The organism is Chryseobacterium gleum, assembly GCF_900636535.1.
GTDB lineage: Bacteria > Bacteroidota > Bacteroidia > Flavobacteriales > Weeksellaceae > Chryseobacterium > Chryseobacterium gleum.
In genome coordinates, this window is the sequence record NZ_LR134289.1 from 4162687 (window position 1) to 4179583 (window position 16897).

At 37.1% G+C, this 16897-nt stretch carries 15 protein-coding genes; 10 read left to right on the forward strand and 5 right to left on the reverse strand.

The window, feature by feature from the left end; genetic code table 11:
• Positions 1-96 precede the first annotated feature (96 nt).
• Positions 97-1434 (forward strand): dihydroorotase, encoded by a 1338-nt coding sequence (locus EL165_RS18925; RefSeq protein ID WP_126358677.1) that lies wholly within the window; start codon positions 97-99, stop codon positions 1432-1434.
• 242 nt (positions 1435-1676) lie between these two features.
• Here EL165_RS18925 and EL165_RS18930 read toward each other — a convergent pair whose 3' ends face one another.
• The 3 genes from EL165_RS18930 to EL165_RS18940 all read right to left on the reverse strand — a co-directional run bounded on the left by EL165_RS18930 (position 1677) and on the right by EL165_RS18940 (position 6001).
• Positions 1677-3974: a GH92 family glycosyl hydrolase gene (locus EL165_RS18930; protein WP_002981810.1), complete on the reverse strand. Its 2298-nt coding sequence runs from the start codon at positions 3972-3974 to the stop codon at positions 1677-1679.
• A 78-nt stretch (positions 3975-4052) separates the two neighbouring features.
• The gene (locus EL165_RS18935) at positions 4053-4736 is read right to left on the reverse strand and encodes a response regulator transcription factor (protein WP_002981809.1); all 684 of its coding nucleotides are present in this window, start codon (positions 4734-4736) and stop codon (positions 4053-4055) included.
• Between the two features lie 2 nt (positions 4737-4738).
• Positions 4739-6001 carry a sensor histidine kinase gene (locus EL165_RS18940; RefSeq protein ID WP_002981808.1) on the reverse strand — a complete coding sequence of 421 codons (1263 nt, stop codon included), beginning with the start codon at positions 5999-6001 and terminating at the stop codon, positions 4739-4741.
• Between the two features lie 159 nt (positions 6002-6160).
• Here EL165_RS18940 and EL165_RS18945 point away from each other — a divergent pair, with 159 nt between their 5' ends.
• From EL165_RS18945 to EL165_RS18985, 9 genes are all read left to right on the forward strand, one after another.
• On the forward strand, positions 6161-6574 hold the full coding sequence (locus EL165_RS18945; RefSeq protein ID WP_002981807.1) for a DUF1573 domain-containing protein: 414 nt from the start codon (positions 6161-6163) through the stop codon (positions 6572-6574).
• Between the two features lie 172 nt (positions 6575-6746).
• Positions 6747-7628: an SDR family oxidoreductase gene (locus EL165_RS18950; RefSeq protein ID WP_002981806.1), complete on the forward strand. Its 882-nt coding sequence runs from the start codon at positions 6747-6749 to the stop codon at positions 7626-7628.
• Positions 7629-7713: 85 nt separating this feature from the next.
• Positions 7714-9651 carry a M1 family metallopeptidase gene (locus EL165_RS18955; protein WP_002981805.1) on the forward strand — a complete coding sequence of 646 codons (1938 nt, stop codon included), beginning with the start codon at positions 7714-7716 and terminating at the stop codon, positions 9649-9651.
• A gap of 518 nt (positions 9652-10169) precedes the next feature.
• On the forward strand, positions 10170-11057 hold the full coding sequence (locus tag EL165_RS18960; protein ID WP_002981804.1) for a DUF2589 domain-containing protein: 888 nt from the start codon (positions 10170-10172) through the stop codon (positions 11055-11057).
• Positions 11058-11072: 15 nt separating this feature from the next.
• Positions 11073-11768: a hypothetical protein gene (locus tag EL165_RS18965; RefSeq protein WP_002981803.1), complete on the forward strand. Its 696-nt coding sequence runs from the start codon at positions 11073-11075 to the stop codon at positions 11766-11768.
• Complete coding sequence (locus tag EL165_RS18970; RefSeq protein WP_002981802.1) at positions 11768-12346, forward strand: hypothetical protein; 579 nt, start codon at positions 11768-11770, stop codon at positions 12344-12346. The genes EL165_RS18965 and EL165_RS18970 overlap by 1 nt, the downstream gene beginning before the upstream one ends.
• A gap of 11 nt (positions 12347-12357) precedes the next feature.
• Positions 12358-13620: a S8 family peptidase gene (locus EL165_RS18975; RefSeq protein WP_002981801.1), complete on the forward strand. Its 1263-nt coding sequence runs from the start codon at positions 12358-12360 to the stop codon at positions 13618-13620.
• Complete coding sequence (locus EL165_RS18980; protein WP_002981800.1) at positions 13617-13820, forward strand: hypothetical protein; 204 nt, start codon at positions 13617-13619, stop codon at positions 13818-13820. Before EL165_RS18975 ends, EL165_RS18980 begins: the two co-directional genes overlap by 4 nt.
• Positions 13821-13887: 67 nt before the next feature.
• Positions 13888-14715: an endonuclease/exonuclease/phosphatase family protein gene (locus EL165_RS18985; protein ID WP_041461931.1), complete on the forward strand. Its 828-nt coding sequence runs from the start codon at positions 13888-13890 to the stop codon at positions 14713-14715.
• A 4-nt stretch (positions 14716-14719) separates the two neighbouring features.
• On the opposite strand, the gene EL165_RS18990 is transcribed toward EL165_RS18985, so the two are convergent.
• Together EL165_RS18990 and EL165_RS18995 are read right to left on the reverse strand one after the other, a co-directional pair.
• Positions 14720-15406 carry a response regulator transcription factor gene (locus EL165_RS18990; RefSeq protein ID WP_002981798.1) on the reverse strand — a complete coding sequence of 229 codons (687 nt, stop codon included), beginning with the start codon at positions 15404-15406 and terminating at the stop codon, positions 14720-14722.
• Positions 15396-16709, reverse strand: a complete 1314-nt coding sequence (locus tag EL165_RS18995) for a sensor histidine kinase (RefSeq protein WP_002981797.1) — start codon at positions 16707-16709, stop codon at positions 15396-15398. Before EL165_RS18995 ends, EL165_RS18990 begins: the two co-directional genes overlap by 11 nt.
• Between the last annotated feature and the right edge of the window lie 188 nt (positions 16710-16897).

Below are 16897 nucleotides of genomic sequence, written 5' to 3' on the forward strand. Positions count from 1 at the left end.
AAATTTTTTTGCAAATGTAAAACTTTAAGCATTCGTTTTGCGATTTTGGAGTGAATTAAAACTTAAAATCTTAATTTTACAGGGAAATAAATTGAAATGAAAGTTCTTATAAAAAACGTAAATATCGTTAACGAGGGAAAAATTTTTGAAAGTGATATCTTAATAGAAAATGATTTAATCTCTAAAATAGGAGTTGGTATTTCTGAAGAAGCAGATCAGATCATTGACGGTTCAGGTAAATATCTTATTCCCGGAGTTATTGATGATCAGGTACATTTCCGTGAACCCGGACTTACTCATAAAGGAGATATTGAAAGTGAATCACGCGCTGCCATCGCGGGTGGGGTAACGAGTTTTATCGATCAGCCGAATACAGTTCCCAATGCTGTTACTCAGGAGTTATTAGCAGACAAATATGAGATTGCTTCTCAAAAAGCGTATGCCAACTATGGTTTTATGATGGGAGGAACAAATGATAATCTGGAGGAAGTTTTGAAGACAAACCCTAGAAATGTTCCGGGAATCAAATTATTTTTAGGTTCATCTACAGGAAATATGCTCGTTGATAATCCGGAAACGCTGGAAAATATTTTTAGTAATACCAAAATGCTGATTGCTGTTCACTGTGAAGATGAAGCTACCATCAGAGCCAATACCCAAAAATATATGGATGAATATGGGGATGATATTCCTGTAAAATTCCATCACCTGATCAGAAGCGAGGAAGCATGCTATAAATCTTCATCCAAAGCTATTGAACTTGCGAAAAAAACAGGGGCGAGACTTCACGTTTTTCATCTTTCGACAGCAAAAGAAATGGAACTTTTCCGAAATGATATTCCTTTGAAAGATAAAAAGATCACTGCTGAGGTATGTGTGCACCACCTGACTTTTACCAACGAGGATTACGAAAAAAAAGGAGGACTTATCAAATGGAATCCGGCTGTAAAAACTCAAAAAGATAAAGATGCACTTTGGGAAGCATTACTGGATGACAGAATTGATGTTATCGCTACGGACCACGCTCCGCATACGGCAGAGGAAAAAAATAATGTGTATACTAAATGTCCATCAGGGGCACCTTTGGTACAGCATTCATTGGTGGTGATGCTTGAAAACTATAAGAACGGTAAAATATCCCTTGAGAAAATTGTTGAAAAGATGGCTCATAATCCTGCGATTCTTTTTAAAATTGAAAAAAGAGGTTTTGTAAGGGAAGGTTATAAAGCAGATCTTGTTTTGGTAGATTTAAATCAGGACTGGACGGTTTCAAAAGACAATTTACTGTACAAATGCGGCTGGAGTCCATTAGAAGGAACAAATTTTCATTCGAAAGTTACCCATACTTTTGTCAATGGACATCTGGTGTATGATAATGGTAAAATTGCAGAAGATAAATTCGGAGAGAGGTTGCTTTTTGAAGCGAGGGATTAATAGGGTAAAAAGGCAAAAAAGCGAAATGGTAAAATCGCAAAAACTCTCTTCATACAAAATAGAAACTATAATGATTAATAAGAGCGGGCTAAAGCCCGCTCACTTTATATTTAACCTTCCATTGGCTTTAGCCAAAACCTATTTTAATTAAAAGACTGTGAATGTTAAAATCCCGGCTCATAAGCAATCTCGCTGATCGACAGTTTCGCCGTAGAGCGTTTTTCTTTTGCTTTCTCGCCTTTTTACTTTTTTGCCTTACCTCCCATATAAAACGTAAGTTTCCCACCATTCATAATTTCAGAATGCTTCAGTGTAAAATTCTTTATTTCTTTTCCATTCAAAAGAACTTTCTGAACATACACATTTTCCGGACTTTGATTAATCGCTTCAATTTCAAAAGTTTTTCCGTTTTCCAGATTCAGTACAGCATGATCAATGGCAGGGCTTCCGATAGAATAGTTTTCTGATCCCGGAGCAACAGGATAAAAGCCTAATGAACTTAAAATATACCAGGCGCTCATTTGTCCGGCATCATCATTTCCGCCCAGGCCATCCGGTGTTGCTTTGTACTGCATTTCCAGAATACGGCGGATCTGTGCCTGTGCTTTCCATGGTTGTCCGGCCCAGTTATAAAAATACGCAACATGGTGAGCCGGTTCATTTCCGTGAACATATCCACCAATAATTCCTTCACGGGTAATATCTTCAGTATCTGCAAAGAATTCATCAGGTAAATGCATGGTAAACAGTTCATCCAGTTTGGACGCAAATTTTTTCTTTCCGCCCATCATCGTAATCAGCTCATCCGGATTTTGCGGAACAAAGAAACTGTAGTTCCAGGAATTTCCTTCAATAAAGCCTTGCCCATGGGTACTTAAGACATCAAAATCTTTCTTAAAACTTCCGTCTGCCAGACGTGGGCGCATAAAGCCGATGGTTTTGTCAAAATTATTTTTCCAGTTTTCAGACCGTTTTATAAACTGATTGTAGATTTCTGTTTTGTTTAAATGCTTTGCCAGCTGAGCAATTGCCCAGTCATCATAGGCATATTCTAATGTATTGGAAACAGAAGTTCCGTTTTTCTCGGCCGGAATATATCCGAGATCAATATACTGCCCGATACCCTCGTAATTTCTTTTGTTAGCTGTTTCTATGCAGGCTTTTAAGGCTTCTTCAGGATCACCGTCATAATTTCCTTTAATAATAGCGTCAGCCACTACACTTACACTGTGGTAGCCGCTCATACACCAGTTATCATTCGCATAATGTGACCATATTGGCAGCATTTTCATTGAAAATTGATTATAATGAGCCATCATGGATTTTACCATATCGCCATTTCTTTTAGGCTGGATGATATTAAAGAAAGGATGAAGTGTACGGTATGTATCCCACAGAGAAAAGGTTGTATAGTTGGTAAAGCCATCTGCTTTATGAACATTCTGATCCAGTCCTTTATATTCACCATTGACATCCATATAAGTCGTAGGATTAATAAAGGTATGATACATGGCTGTATAAAAATTTGTCTTTTCTGTATCAGAACCTTTGATGAGAATTTTATTTAATTCCTTATTCCAATTTTCCTGGGCTTGAGCTTTAGCCTGATCAAAGGTAATATTGCCCGCTTCTTTGTCCATGTTTTCTAAAGCATTGGTCTGGCTTACCGGCGAAATAGCAAGCTTTATTTCGATCGCTTCATTTTCATTGGTGTCAAAATCAAAATACATTTTTAGGTTCTTACCTGCAATTTCAGGGAAGTTCTTATTCTGGTCGAATTTTCTCCAGAATCCTTTGTAAACCTGTTTTTCATCATAGTTCTGCTGACCGTAAGATTTAAAAGGTTTTGAAAATTTCATGGCGAAATAAACTGTTCTGGTTCTTGCCCAGCCATTGGTCTGCCTGTAACCTGTGATAGTATTTCCATTTTCCACACGAACGTAGGTCCAGACATTTTTTCCGTCATAATTATAAATTCCGGCCATCAGATCCAGAATAATGTGAGCCTGGTCAGATTTTGGGAAAGTATAACGGTGAATTCCCACTCTTGGTGTTGCTGTCAGCTCTGCAAGAATATTGTGATCATCCAGTTTTACTTTGTAGTATCCGGCTTCTGCAGTTTCGTTCTGATGCGAAAATCTGCTTCTGTAACCATTTTCAGGATGGGAAGCAGTTCCCGGATTCAGCTGGAGTTTTCCTACCGTAGGCATTACCAGAAAATCTCCGAGATCAGAATGTCCTGTACCGCTGAAATGAGTAGAGCTGAAGCCTACAATGGTTTTATCTTCATAACGGTAACCGGCACAGTATTTATAAACCTCACCATTGTATTTTCCATTAAGCTCGTAAGAGATAGTGTCTGTTTCAGGACTTAGCTGTACAGCACCAAAAGGAACAGTAGCTCCCGGATAGGTATGCCCCATTTTTTCGGTTCCGATCAGAGGGTTGACATACCTGATTAATTTCTCGAATTTCTGAGCCTTAAAATGTACACTTAAAAATAAAAGGAATAGAAAAACAGTATATTTATGATTTTTCATTAATGATCAATTTTCAAAGTTTAAAATTAATTAAAATCATCATTTGCTGTTCTTTATTTTATTTGAATTGAGTTATTATTACTTTTTCTCGGAAAAACGGAAGCCTATTCCGTGAAGGTTTTCAATCAATACATCCTGTTCTTCCGCCAATACCTTCCGCAATCGGGAAATAAATACATCGAGGCTCCTTCCCATAAAATAATCGTCATCACCCCAGATTGCCTTCAGGATATCCTGCCTTTTGACGACCAGGTTTTTATGGCGGATAAAATATAAAAGAAGATCAGACTCTCTTTGGGTAAGGGTAATATTATTTTCCACACCTTGAAGAGTATAATTTTTAGGATCAAAATCATATTTTCCGACTTTATATTTCGCAGGTGCTATATCTGTTTTTTTTGTGCGTTTGAGAAAGACTTCAATTTTCAGCATCAGCTCTTCAATGCTGAAAGGTTTTACCAGATAATCATCAGCACCAATTTTAAGTCCTTTGATCCTGTCTTCTTTTAATGCCTTTGCAGAAATAAAAATAATAGGTATTTCAGCATTTTTGCTGCGGATCTGTTGTGCTACCTCAAATCCGTTCATGCCGGGCATCATAATATCCAGCAGGCAGATGTCAAAATTCTGACTGTTAAATGCTTCCAATGCAGATTCACCGTCAGAATAACAGCTGATGTCATAATAACTTTCCAGGCTGTCCTCAACCAGGAATGCTATTGTTTTATCATCTTCTGCATATAAAATTTTAGATTTCTCCATACTTACACATGATTATTTGAAAACGGAAAGAAAAGCGTAGTGGTTATTCCTTTATCTTCATTATTCTCCACAAAAATTTTCCAGTGGTGCTGCTGCACAATTTTTTTTACATAAAATAATCCTAGTCCAAAACCAGTAACCTCTTCACTCCTTTTGGTATGTACCCGATAAAATTTATCAAAAATATGAGGAATATTTTTAGCAGGAATTCCCATTCCGTTGTCTTTAAACTTTAAATATAATCCTTTTGAATCTTTATAAGCTGAAATTTTAATAACAGGTTTTGTTTCACAATATTTGACAGAGTTATCCAAAAGGTTGTAAATAATATTGGTGAAGTGAAATTCATCAGCCATTACCGAAGTGCTGTTTTCAATATCAATCTCAATGTTAAGGTCTTTATTCTTATGCTGAATATTGTCTGCAATTTCCTGAATAAAAGGAAGCAATAGAATTTTCTGAGGTTTTAACGATAATCCTGCGGCATCGTTTTTAGCAATATTCAATATTTTTTCAATGTGATTATTAAGTTTATGACTTTGGTCGATAATAATGGAAGTGTAGGTCTGCAGTTTTGAATTATCCTGTACCTGATCCTGTTTATTAAGTGCTTCTGACGCCAGCAAAATGGATGATAAAGGCGTTTTAAATTCGTGAGTCATATTGTTGATAAAATCACGCTGCAATTCTGAAAACTTCTTTTGCTGAATAATGGTATAGATAGAATATACATATACCAGAAGAATGATAATAAGAGCAAATGTAAGAAGGTACCAGAATCTTAAGGAGCTGATCAGATAAGTCGTCTTATCAGGAAAGCGTATGGAAAAGTAATAGATCAGGTTTTTATGCTTCGGAAAATTGATCACTTTGTTGCCCGGTTTTTCCTGATGGGATGTCATATATTTTCCGTACACCATTTTATCACTGTGACAGTTGTACAATGCATATACATAATCTGTATTGATCTGGAAGCGGGTAAATTCTGTCTTCAGATAATATTCCAGAACCACGGGATGAAATTCATTATTAATATTAACTACATAATAATCATTCGCAATATTCTGCACAGGATTTTCTGTATAGGATGTCTTTCCGCCAGAGAGCTTTTCTGCAACCTCCATTAAGGCGATGTTGACCTTCTGATTAAATTTTTTATCTTCAAGATTATAAGCCTGTATCGTCCACATCAGCTGTGCTATTAAAATTCCGATAATAGCAACAAATCCCAGCGTTATTATAATATTGAGTCTTTTTATTTTCATTTCCTGAAACAATATTATCCAAAAATATCTATTTATTTTTTATCATTAACAACTCGTTAACAAATGTTAGACAGCGGTTAACAAGTTGTAATCACGGTCTGTTTTACATTTGTGATACCGAAAGAAAACAATCAGTTTTAAATATTAAAATTTATACTCATGAAAAAATTAAAAATTACAGCTCTTTTAGCAGTTTTGGCATTCTCTCCGTTTTATGCAAATGTACTTTCTACAGATGCACCTTCCATTGTAAAAATGGTAGCTGATGCTATTAAATGGAAATCAGAATCTATTGATGTGGGAAATATTCCTCAGGGAAAACCGAAACTGATCAGATTTGAATTCACCAACACAAGTTCAAAGCCGATTATTATACAAAACGTAGCCCCTTCATGCGGATGTACTACAGCAGACTATACAAAAACACCTATCCAGCCGGGAAAAAAAGGATTTGTAGAAGCCAGTTATAACGCAGCAGCGGCAGGTCCGTTTATGAAGACTGTAAACGTTACGACCAGTGACAGTAAAACTCCTAAAACACTTTCGTTCAAAGGAGTGGTTACAGCATCTTAATATATTGTTTTAGAAAATAAAAAATAGTCTGGTAGAAATTATCAGGCTATTTTTTTTAAACAAAGTGATGATTTGATGAATAATGTAAAGAATAATTATTTGTAGCATTATTTATCAACCTGTTTTAAGGGATTGCATTTCAATATTTATTATTTTTAAGAAAAAATATTTTATGAGTCTATATACACAACCTATGCTGCGCGAAGGTGCACTGAAAGATAAAGTAGCAATTGTAACAGGAGGCGGAAGCGGTCTTGGAAAAGCGATGACAAAATACTTTCTTGAACTGGGTGCCAAAGTAGTGATTACCTCCAGAAACCTGGAAAAGCTGCAGGCTACAGCTAAGGAACTGGAAGACGAAACAGGAGGTAAAGTTCTTTGTGTAGCTTGTGATGTTAGAAACTGGGATGAGGTGGAAGCCATGAAAGAGGCCACATTGAAAGAATTCGGGAAGATTGATATTTTATTGAATAATGCTGCCGGAAACTTCATCTCTCCAACAGAAAAACTCACTCACTCTGCTTTTGACTCTATCCTTGATATTGTTTTAAAAGGAACGAAAAACTGTACACTTTCTGTAGGAAAACACTGGATAGATTCTAAAACTCCGGGAACTGTACTGAACATTGTAACAACATATGCATGGACAGGTTCTGCCTATGTAGTGCCATCAGCCTGTGCAAAGGCAGGAGTTCTGGCGATGACCAGATCACTGGCTGTAGAATGGGCAAAATACGGAATCCGTTTCAATGCCATTGCTCCGGGACCTTTCCCAACAAAAGGAGCCTGGGACAGACTTCTTCCGGGAGACCTTCAGGAGAAATTTGATATGAAAAAGAAAGTTCCGTTGAGAAGAGTAGGAGAACATCAGGAGCTGGCCAACCTTGCCGCTTATCTGGTTTCTGATTATTCAGCCTATATGAATGGTGAAGTGGTAACCATTGATGGAGGCGAATGGCTTCAGGGTGCCGGAGAATTCAATATGCTTGAAGCAATTCCTCGTGAAATGTGGGATGCTTTGGAAGCCATGATTAAAGCAAAAAAGTCAAATTAAATTAAATTTATATTAAAAAAGTTCCCGGATATGTAACAAATCCGGGATTTTTTTTTACCTATACAGTAAATAATACTTTTTCAAAATGAATTTTAAACTTCCAACCCTTGTTTCGACGCTTGCAGTAGTACTGTTCACAGGATCTGCCTATGCACAGCAGACTCCGAAATACGATTATGTAGAAGCATTTAAGCCATTCTTCTACCCGCAGACGGGTACGGCAACCCGTTCCGCAAGTGGGCAGCCGGGACATGCTTACTGGCAGAATTCAGCAGATTACCATTTGAATGTAAGCCTGAATGAAGACAAAAAAGAGATTACCGGTACAGCGCAGATTACCTATACCAACAACAGTCCTGATAAATTAGGTTTTCTCTGGCTGCAGCTGGATCAGAATCTGTTTGCAAAAGATTCCAGAGGAAATGGTGTAGTTCCGCTTTCAGGTAGCAGAAATGGTGCTCATGGAGAAGAATTTAATGGTGGATATACGATTAAATCAGTCAGGCTTGATGGTAAAGAAATAAAATATACCATTACCGATACAAGAATGCAGATTGATCTTCCGAAAGAGCTAAAAGCCAATGGAGGAGTTGCCAAAATAGAAATCGAATACTCTTTTGTTTCTCCGGATTACGGTTCGGACAGGATGGGAGTTCAGGAGACCAAAAATGGTAAAATTTTTACCATCGCACAATGGTATCCGAGAATGTGCGTGTATGATGATGTGATGGGCTGGAATACGCTTCCGTACCTTGGAGCTTCGGAGTTTTATCTGGAATATGGAAATATCACAGCCAATATTACCGTTCCGGCTAATCATTATGTCGTAGCATCCGGAGAACTTCTGAATGAAAAAGAGGTGTATAGCAAAGAAGAAATCAGCAGATGGAATGAGGCCAGAAACAGTGATAAAACGGTAATGATCCGTCCCGAGTCTGAAATCGGTAAAAATAAAGCATCCGGCACAAAGACCTGGAAATTTAAAATTAATCAGACCAGAGATTTTGCATGGGCTTCATCTGCAGGATTCATTTTAGATGCTGCAAAAATCAATTTGCCAAGTGGCAAGAAATCTTTGGCTATTTCAGCTTATCCTGTAGAAAGTGCCGGTGATAAAGCATGGGGAAGATCTACAGAATATACAAAGGCAGCTATAGAACATTACTCAAAAAAATGGTATGAATATACTTATCCTGCAGCCACCAATATAGCAGGAAACGAAGGCGGAATGGAATATCCGGGAATTGTTTTCTGTCATATGGATTCCAAAGGGGAAGATCTTTGGGGCGTTACGGATCATGAGTTCGGACACAACTGGTTCCCTATGATTGTTGGTTCTAATGAAAGATTGTTTGCATGGATGGATGAAGGATTTAACACTTTTATCAACGGACTTTCCACCGAAGCCTTCAATAAAGGGGAATATTACCGTAAACCAAATCTGGCAAGATCAGGAGTTTACCTTCTGAATGACAATCTGGAACCTGTAATGGTAGGACCGGATAATATGAAAGAAAGAAGCATCGGAGCCTTGGCTTATTTTAAACCGGGAACAGGATTAGAAGTTCTAAGAGAAGCCATTCTGGGACCTGAAAAGTTTGACAAAGCATTCAGAACCTATATAGACCGCTGGGCTTTTAAACATCCAACACCATGGGATTTCTTCCACACGATGGAAAATGTTTCCGGAGAAGAGCTGAACTGGTTCTGGAGAGGATGGTTCTTTAATAGATGGAAAATTGATCAGTCGGTTAAAAATGTACAATATGTTAACGGAGACTTTAAAAACGGAGTTCAGATTACGGTTGAAAATATTGGTCAGCTGCCAATGCCTACAACAGTACAGATCAGATTCAAAGATGGAACAGCCCAGATCGTGAAAATTCCTGTTGAGGTTTGGAAAAGAAATACGGAATGGACATTCAAAGTGGATTCTAAAAAGGAAATAGATGAGGTAAAGCTTGATCCGGATTCCGTAGTTCCTGATGTCAATCTGGAAAACAACAGTAAAAAGCCGGCATAGAAACGTTGAATCTATTTAAATTGCCGACTATATACAATTACGCCATTGTCATTCTGACGAAGGAAGAATCTCACATAAAACCTGGATTCTTCATTTCACTGCGTTACATTCAGAATGACAGAGTGATAATAATAAGTAAGATAGCAGATTAATGTAAAATTGTATATAATTACCTTTAAATTTAACGCAAAGATTAAAATTTAATGCTGAATTTTTAAGGGAGCAAAGATGGAATCAACTTTATTGATTCTTTCTAAGCGTAAGCATATCCATACAGCTTCATCAGCAACTTTGTTGCTTTCTTAGCTTACTTAAGAATAATAAGAATTCATTATCATCTTTGCGTTTATACAAATAGACATATGTAATATGCATCACAAAAGCCTGAATTTACAACCGTAAGTTCAGGCTTTTATTTTTTAGGGTGTTTTTCCTGAACAAGTAGAGGTGTTCTCCTGAAATGTTTTGTCTATCAGTGATATAATTTTGTCCCACAATATTAATCAAAAACAAAAAACATGGAAACATTAAAATCAGTGCTTGAAGCAAGCCACGCTAAAAAAACAAAAAATGAGTTAATTGATCTCTTATCAGGAGTAGAAAAAGTACTGACCCCAGCGGTCTATGAAAAAGTATCAGGAATCGAAACTTCAGAATTGAGTTCATTAACCAATAAGGAGTTGTTAGCGATTGTAGATGAATTCAAAAAGAATTATGATGAAAAGTGGGAAAAATCTTTTTCCGGTGCCTCTTCAGAAATTATGAAGCTTATTGCCGGAAAAATGGCTGCCGATGATGAGATCTTCAGAACTTCAGATGCTGCCAGCGCAGATTTTGCTGCAGAACTGGGAAGTATTGACTTTGCCACCATTATTGGCGGACCTTTGGATGCCTGTGTAAAAGCGCAGTCCAACGCTTCTATAGCTACCGTTAATTTCATCAATGAAGTCGGTTTTGAGCTTACAGATCCTGCCAATGCAGCAAGTGCTAAAAAACTGAGAATGGCAGAGTTCAAATACAAAAAAAATATTCCCAATCCGGATTTTAAAGAAGATGAGCCAGTAAGTGATACCAACCCTAAGACGATTCCTAATGATGTGGAAATTTCAGTGCCTTTTATTGCGCTGCTGAATGTTCCGAGCTTCAGAATTGAAACCTGTGAAGTAGACTTTAATGTGAAACTTAATTCTACATACACCAAAGATGTAAGTGACGAGTTCGGTATCAATGCAGGAGTATCCGGTGGCTGGGGGCCTGTGAAATTCAAAGTGGATGTTTCCTATAAAAGAACTTCCAGTACAGGAATCAAAGTGGAAAAAGAATATTCTCTTGGGGTAAAAGTACGCGCAACCAATGATGAAATGCCTGCAGGACTTGAAAAAGTACTTGGACTTCTTTCACAATAAAACATTTTACGAAAAATGATAAAATTATCAGATTACCTGGATTATCTCAACAATGAGATAATTCAGGCTCGTAAAAAAGCTGACGAGAATGCTGTTCTTATTGCCAAAGAATATGCCCGTCATGAATATCTTAAGTATTTTAAGGTCCCGAGATATGCACTGCCCAGTGTAAAGATGGATATTCCCATCAAAATAACGGATATCGATTCAGATTCCAAATATAATTTTAAGCTGAACCAGGATCAGTTCGTTACCGAAATAAATGAGAGAATCCACCTGGCAAACAAAGAGAAAAACCTGAATATTCCTGAAATCAGTAAAAGACAGCTCCAGACCGAGGAGTTCAAAACGCTGTTCAATACACTGGAAAAAAATGATCAGAAATTCGGTAAGCTCCCTTCTGCAGAAGTTCTAAAGCTGGATCTCAGGAAAAAAGTCCAGCTTCTTAATTCCGGAATCTTCAGGCCTCAGGAAGGAACAACAGAAGAAACTGATGAGCTGAAAGAAATTTTTTCAAAGGTTCTCCTGAATAAATATACGCTGGTGAATGCGAAGCTGAATAATATTTACATAGATCCCAATACCAGCGCAGCGGAAGATAAAGATAAGCTGTTTATCAATCTCCATGTGGAAATGGAAGAAGAAGGAATCAGGATTGTCTCCTACAAAGATAAAGACGGTAATGAAATAGAACAGATAACTTTTGAGTAATGCAGGAACTTATTCACTTTACGGTACAGAAAATCAAAGAACTGCTGGAGCATTTCAATGAAATTCAGACGCTCTATCTGTCGAAATCATTTGACTTTGATGCCCGTCTTGATGTATTTCTCAACGAAGTGCTGGAGTATTTCCGTACAAAAGGAAACACCAGCCACGAATCTGAAGTGCTGAAAATTATGAATATGATTGCAACCGTTAAAAGAGGTTTTAATCCTATAAAAATGGAGAAAATACTAACTGGAAGACGTGAAATTCTCGGAGGATTTTCATTCAACGGAATGGAAAGTATTTATGGAATTCTGATGGAAATATATACCAGGGAAAATAAAAAGCTTGAGGAGGCGGAAGAGCTTATTTCGGGAATCATTGTATCCCTGTATCAGAACGGGATTCTTGATGATGAAAAATTAAAAGAAATGAATTCTGTTCCTAAAATTGAACGTTTCTGGACTTCGCTGGCTGAGCAGAATACAGCCATATCCGGAATTAATAAGAAGCTCAGGCTGACCATTATTCCTGAAGATATTTTCCTTATTCTGGAAAAAATATTTCTGAAGTTAATTTAAAAAAGAACCTTATGGAAACCGGAAGATATATTGTATTGCTGAAAGATCAGCAGAAGACATCGCTCAAAAAAATAGAGAAAGAACTGGAAGTGAGTATTACTTCATCAGAATTTCTTTCCAAAGAAAACCGTTCCTATGAAGTGATCGATCAGGATAACAGTGTGCTTTATAAAAATCTTGGAGTTCTTGTCGTGGATCATATGGATGAAGAACAATTGAAAAGCGCCGTTAAAGATGAATCCAATTCTATAGTTTACTATGAAAAAGAACGTGAGTTTTTTCCGGCAGATGAACTGCAGCTGATCAACGAACTTAAAAAACAGTCTGCAGGGCTGGCAGAAAAAATTTCAGAGCTTGAAAAATATATGACCAGCAAGCCTTTACCTCAAAAATCATTCACTGAGATGGAATGGGGATTACAGGCAATAGGTTTAGAAAATACTCATTACACAGGAAAAGGAATTGATATCTGTATTCTTGATACAGGCCTTGAAACCTCCCATCCCGATTTTTCATCTGAAGAAATTGAAGGCAAATCTTTCATAGATGGTGAAGACTGGAACAGGGATCCTAACGGACATGGTACACACTGTGCAGGAATTGCCACCGGAAACGTAAGAAGTGATACCGGAAAACGTTATGGAGTAGCTAAGGATTCCAACCTGAAAATAGCAAAAGTATTGGCTGATAACGGAAGAGGTACTACCAGCAGTGTGATTGATGCAATAGACTGGGCGATTACGAAGAAGTTCAGAATACTGTCATTATCGCTGGCATGTCCGGTGAAGCTTGACGACCAGCCTTCTGTTCTTTTTGAAACCATTGGGGAAAGAGCGTTGGAAAATAACTGTCTTATTATAGCAGCTGCAGGAAATGACAGCAACAGACCGCAGATTCCACAGCCCGTTTCAATGCCTGCCAATTCAAAATCGATTATGGCTGTAGGAGCTATTGACAGCCAGATGAAGATCGCAAGATTTTCAAATGCAGGGCTTAACCCATCTACCGGTGGAAGTATCAATGTCTGTGCTCCCGGAGTGGATATTGTAAGCGCCTATCCTAAAAATGCAAAGAACAAAAACAATTTTTATTATACAATGAGCGGTACCAGTATGGCTGCACCACATGTTTCAGGGCTTGCAGCCTTATATATGGAGCAGTTTCCTGAAAAATCAGCCAAAGAAATCTGGGAGCTTATTGAACATAAAGCAAGGCCGGTTGAAGGCATAAAATACAGAGATATAGGAAATGGTTTAATACAGGTATACTTATGAAAACTTATCTGGCAGTTTTAAAAAAAGACATCAATTTTAAAGAGCTTGAAATCCTTCTTAAAAATAAAGAGATCAAACTTGCGGCCCATTATAAAACCATTGGCGTTGTGAAACTTGAAAGTGCATTGCCGGTTTCTGAAACTGAATTTCAGGCATATTTTATATCTGTAGAAGAAGAAAAAGATAATTTAACAATATAATCATATAAATCAGGCTTCTCTGTCAAAGAGAAGTTTTATTTTTGTTTTCTTATTGATAACATAACATATGAATTTCAGATTTTCAATGGTATTCCTGATGCTTTTTGCATTGGGATTTTCACAGGACCTTACCGTAATGAGTTTTAACATCAGGCTGAATGTAGAGTCAGATAAAGACAATGCATGGCCGAAGAGGAAGCAGGACGTTGCAGATTTACTAACCTATTACCATCCTGATTATTTCGGCGTACAGGAAGCACTTCCTGAGCAGATGAAAGATATTAAGGCAGGATTAAAGAATTATGATTATATAGGAGTAGGAAGAGACGATGGTAAAGAAAAAGGAGAGTTTTCAGCTATTTTTTATGATACCAACAGACTTGATGTCGTAAAATCAGGCACATTCTGGTTATCTGAAACTCCGGAAAAACCTTCAAAAGGCTGGGATGCTGCACTGAACAGAATCTGCACCTATGCAGTATTTAAAGATAAAAAATCGAAAAAAGAATTCCTTGCAATGAATCTTCATTTCGATCATATTGGAAATGTGGCAAGAGTGAAATCTTCCGAATTGATCCTGAAAAAGATCAAAGAACTCAATCCAAAGAACCTTCCGGTGACACTGAGCGGAGATTTTAACCTGACAGATGATTCAGAACCGATTAAAATTCTTTCCCAGAATATGAAAGATACTTTTTACCATTCTGAAACGAAACATTATGGTCCGGTAGGAACTTTCACTGCTTTTGATGTCAATACAGTCCCGAAAGACAGAATCGATTATATTTTTACGCAAGGCTTTACAATAAGATCTCACCGACACATCAATGACAGAAGAGAAAATCTTTTGTACCCGTCAGACCATTTCCCGGTGATTGTACATCTGTCGCTATAAAAAATCACTTGGTTGGAAAATCAACTTCAAATCCAATTCCTCTCAGGGATTGGATTTTTATTTGGGGATCACTGTTGAAGTACTTACGCAGCCTGCTGATGAACACATCAAGACTCCTGCCGGTAAAATAATCATTGGTTTCCCAAAGATTGTCCAGTATATCATCCCTTGTAATAATAGCTCGGTTGTGCTTTAGAAGATACAGCAGTAATTCCTGTTCCCGTATGGTCAGGCGGTTGTTTCCGTTAGGATGTGACAACAGAAGTTTGGTAGTATCCAGGGAAAATTCCCCTATTTTTATTTGGGTTTCTGCAACACCAGGAAGACTTCTCTTCAGAATATTTCTGATCCGTAAAACGAGCTCTTCAGGATCGCAGGGTTTGGCAATATAATCATCAGCTCCTATTTTCAACCCGGTCAGACGGTCTATTTTTTGGTTTTTGGCTGTTAAAAACAACAATGGGAAATTATTTTTTTTATTCAAAATCATTTTTGCCAGTGAGAAACCATCTATATTCGGCATCATCACATCCAGAATTCCTATATGAAAAGGAAAATCATTATGAAGTAATGGAATGACATCTTTCGGATTCTGAAACCAAATGACTTCAAAATCTTCCAGTTCAAGATACTGCTTCAGGATCATTCCGAAATCTGGATCATCTTCTGCCAGAAGGATTTTAGTTTTCATAAGGAATTGATATTTTAAAAGTACTGCTTGTATGAAGCTGGCTGGAAACATCAATCTTTCCACCGTAATAAGCAATGATTTTTTTTACGAAATAAAGCCCTAATCCAAGCCCCTTGCTGTTGTGAATGTTTTTGTGCTGTATTCTGTAGAATTTTTCAAAAATATTATTGAGCTCTTTCTTTTCTATGCCCTGACCATTGTCAGAAACCTCGATTTCCAGATGTTGGAAATTTGACTTAAGATTTATTGCAACAACAGAAGCGCCATATTTTACACTGTTTTCACACAGGTTTTTAATCACCGTTTCCATCAGGTTTTTATCAAAAGGCAGCTTTTGTAAGATGGAGTTTTTAACTCTAAAATCAGTATCAGGATAAGTAACCGCAAGATCCTGAATGAAAAAACTCCAGTCTTCAGGTTGTATTTCAACCATTTCATCAGGTATTTCGTCCTTGTGAAGCTGAGACATCAGGCTTTCCAGCCTTGAAATCTGGCGGTCAATAAGAGGAAGTGTTTCCGGATTCCACTCTTTCTTTAATGCTCTTGATGCTATTTTTAAAGTAGCTATCGGAGTTTTAAACTCGTGTGAAATATTATCCACAATGTTGTGGAGAACTTCCACCTGTTTTTGCTGGGCAGCCAGATTTTTAACTGTAAAAATATACAGCATCAGAACAAAGGATAAAATCGCAATACAAGACAGAAAGAGCAATGCCTGTTCTTTGAAAACAATACTTTTAATATTTAATATTTCAATACTGGTTCTGCTTCTTACCAGGAAAACATTATTTTTTCTGGTCTTACGATTGATTTTTGAAGTTGAAGTTGTTTCCCATTTTCCCCGGCTTAAAATTTCGGGATTTATTATTTTGTTTTTCGTTTCATACAGCACAATGGGGTTGTCCAGAAGATTGATATTATCCGGCATGAAAGAAACAGACAGGTATTCTATTTTTACAGCAATTCTGTACCCTTCTTTTCTAAACATACTGTCAACATGATTACTGAATATTTCCATCGTCTGCTTTCTGTTTTCTTCGAAAAAATTCAGAAAATCTTTTTTACTGATTTCCTTATTGTTGTAGCGGATGAAAAAAGATTGTAAAGAATCATCGTCAGTTTTTTTTGCACCGCCGTTATCTTCCAGTTCATCAGTATAATCTCTGAGAGGAGACTGTATTGTCCTGTAGATTTCTCTCTCTTTTACCTGATAGGTTTTATACATAAAGTAAACCTGTATTCCCAGTAAAAGAAGGAACAGAGTGGCAAAAACCGGAATCAGAATTTTACTCTTGGCTATCATTAAAACAAAGATAAAACTTTAGTCATTTTCAGGAATTGATTATTTTATTATTAACCTTCCATTAACCATAGGCTTAAATCCTCAAAAAAACAGTTTCATCCCTTTATCTGAGGCCCGTGATGGTAGGACAGAAATGCATTAACCCATCATTAACCTTCTATTAACCGTATTTTTCACAGCCAATATAG

What these genes read in the sequence shown, in the direction of transcription:
- EL165_RS18925 (WP_126358677.1), top strand. Translation starts at nt 97, where the DNA reads ATGAAAGTTCTTATAAAAAACGTAAATATCGTTAACGAGGGAAAAATT.
- EL165_RS18930 (WP_002981810.1), bottom strand. Translation starts at nt 3,974, where the DNA reads ATGAAAAATCATAAATATACTGTTTTTCTATTCCTTTTATTTTTAAGT.
- EL165_RS18935 (WP_002981809.1), bottom strand. Translation starts at nt 4,736, where the DNA reads ATGGAGAAATCTAAAATTTTATATGCAGAAGATGATAAAACAATAGCA.
- EL165_RS18940 (WP_002981808.1), bottom strand. Translation starts at nt 6,001, where the DNA reads ATGAAAATAAAAAGACTCAATATTATAATAACGCTGGGATTTGTTGCT.
- EL165_RS18945 (WP_002981807.1), top strand. Translation starts at nt 6,161, where the DNA reads ATGAAAAAATTAAAAATTACAGCTCTTTTAGCAGTTTTGGCATTCTCT.
- EL165_RS18950 (WP_002981806.1), top strand. Translation starts at nt 6,747, where the DNA reads ATGAGTCTATATACACAACCTATGCTGCGCGAAGGTGCACTGAAAGAT.
- EL165_RS18955 (WP_002981805.1), top strand. Translation starts at nt 7,714, where the DNA reads ATGAATTTTAAACTTCCAACCCTTGTTTCGACGCTTGCAGTAGTACTG.
- EL165_RS18960 (WP_002981804.1), top strand. Translation starts at nt 10,170, where the DNA reads ATGGAAACATTAAAATCAGTGCTTGAAGCAAGCCACGCTAAAAAAACA.
- EL165_RS18965 (WP_002981803.1), top strand. Translation starts at nt 11,073, where the DNA reads ATGATAAAATTATCAGATTACCTGGATTATCTCAACAATGAGATAATT.
- EL165_RS18970 (WP_002981802.1), top strand. Translation starts at nt 11,768, where the DNA reads ATGCAGGAACTTATTCACTTTACGGTACAGAAAATCAAAGAACTGCTG.
- EL165_RS18975 (WP_002981801.1), top strand. Translation starts at nt 12,358, where the DNA reads ATGGAAACCGGAAGATATATTGTATTGCTGAAAGATCAGCAGAAGACA.
- EL165_RS18980 (WP_002981800.1), top strand. Translation starts at nt 13,617, where the DNA reads ATGAAAACTTATCTGGCAGTTTTAAAAAAAGACATCAATTTTAAAGAG.
- EL165_RS18985 (WP_041461931.1), top strand. Translation starts at nt 13,888, where the DNA reads ATGAATTTCAGATTTTCAATGGTATTCCTGATGCTTTTTGCATTGGGA.
- EL165_RS18990 (WP_002981798.1), bottom strand. Translation starts at nt 15,406, where the DNA reads ATGAAAACTAAAATCCTTCTGGCAGAAGATGATCCAGATTTCGGAATG.
- EL165_RS18995 (WP_002981797.1), bottom strand. Translation starts at nt 16,709, where the DNA reads ATGATAGCCAAGAGTAAAATTCTGATTCCGGTTTTTGCCACTCTGTTC.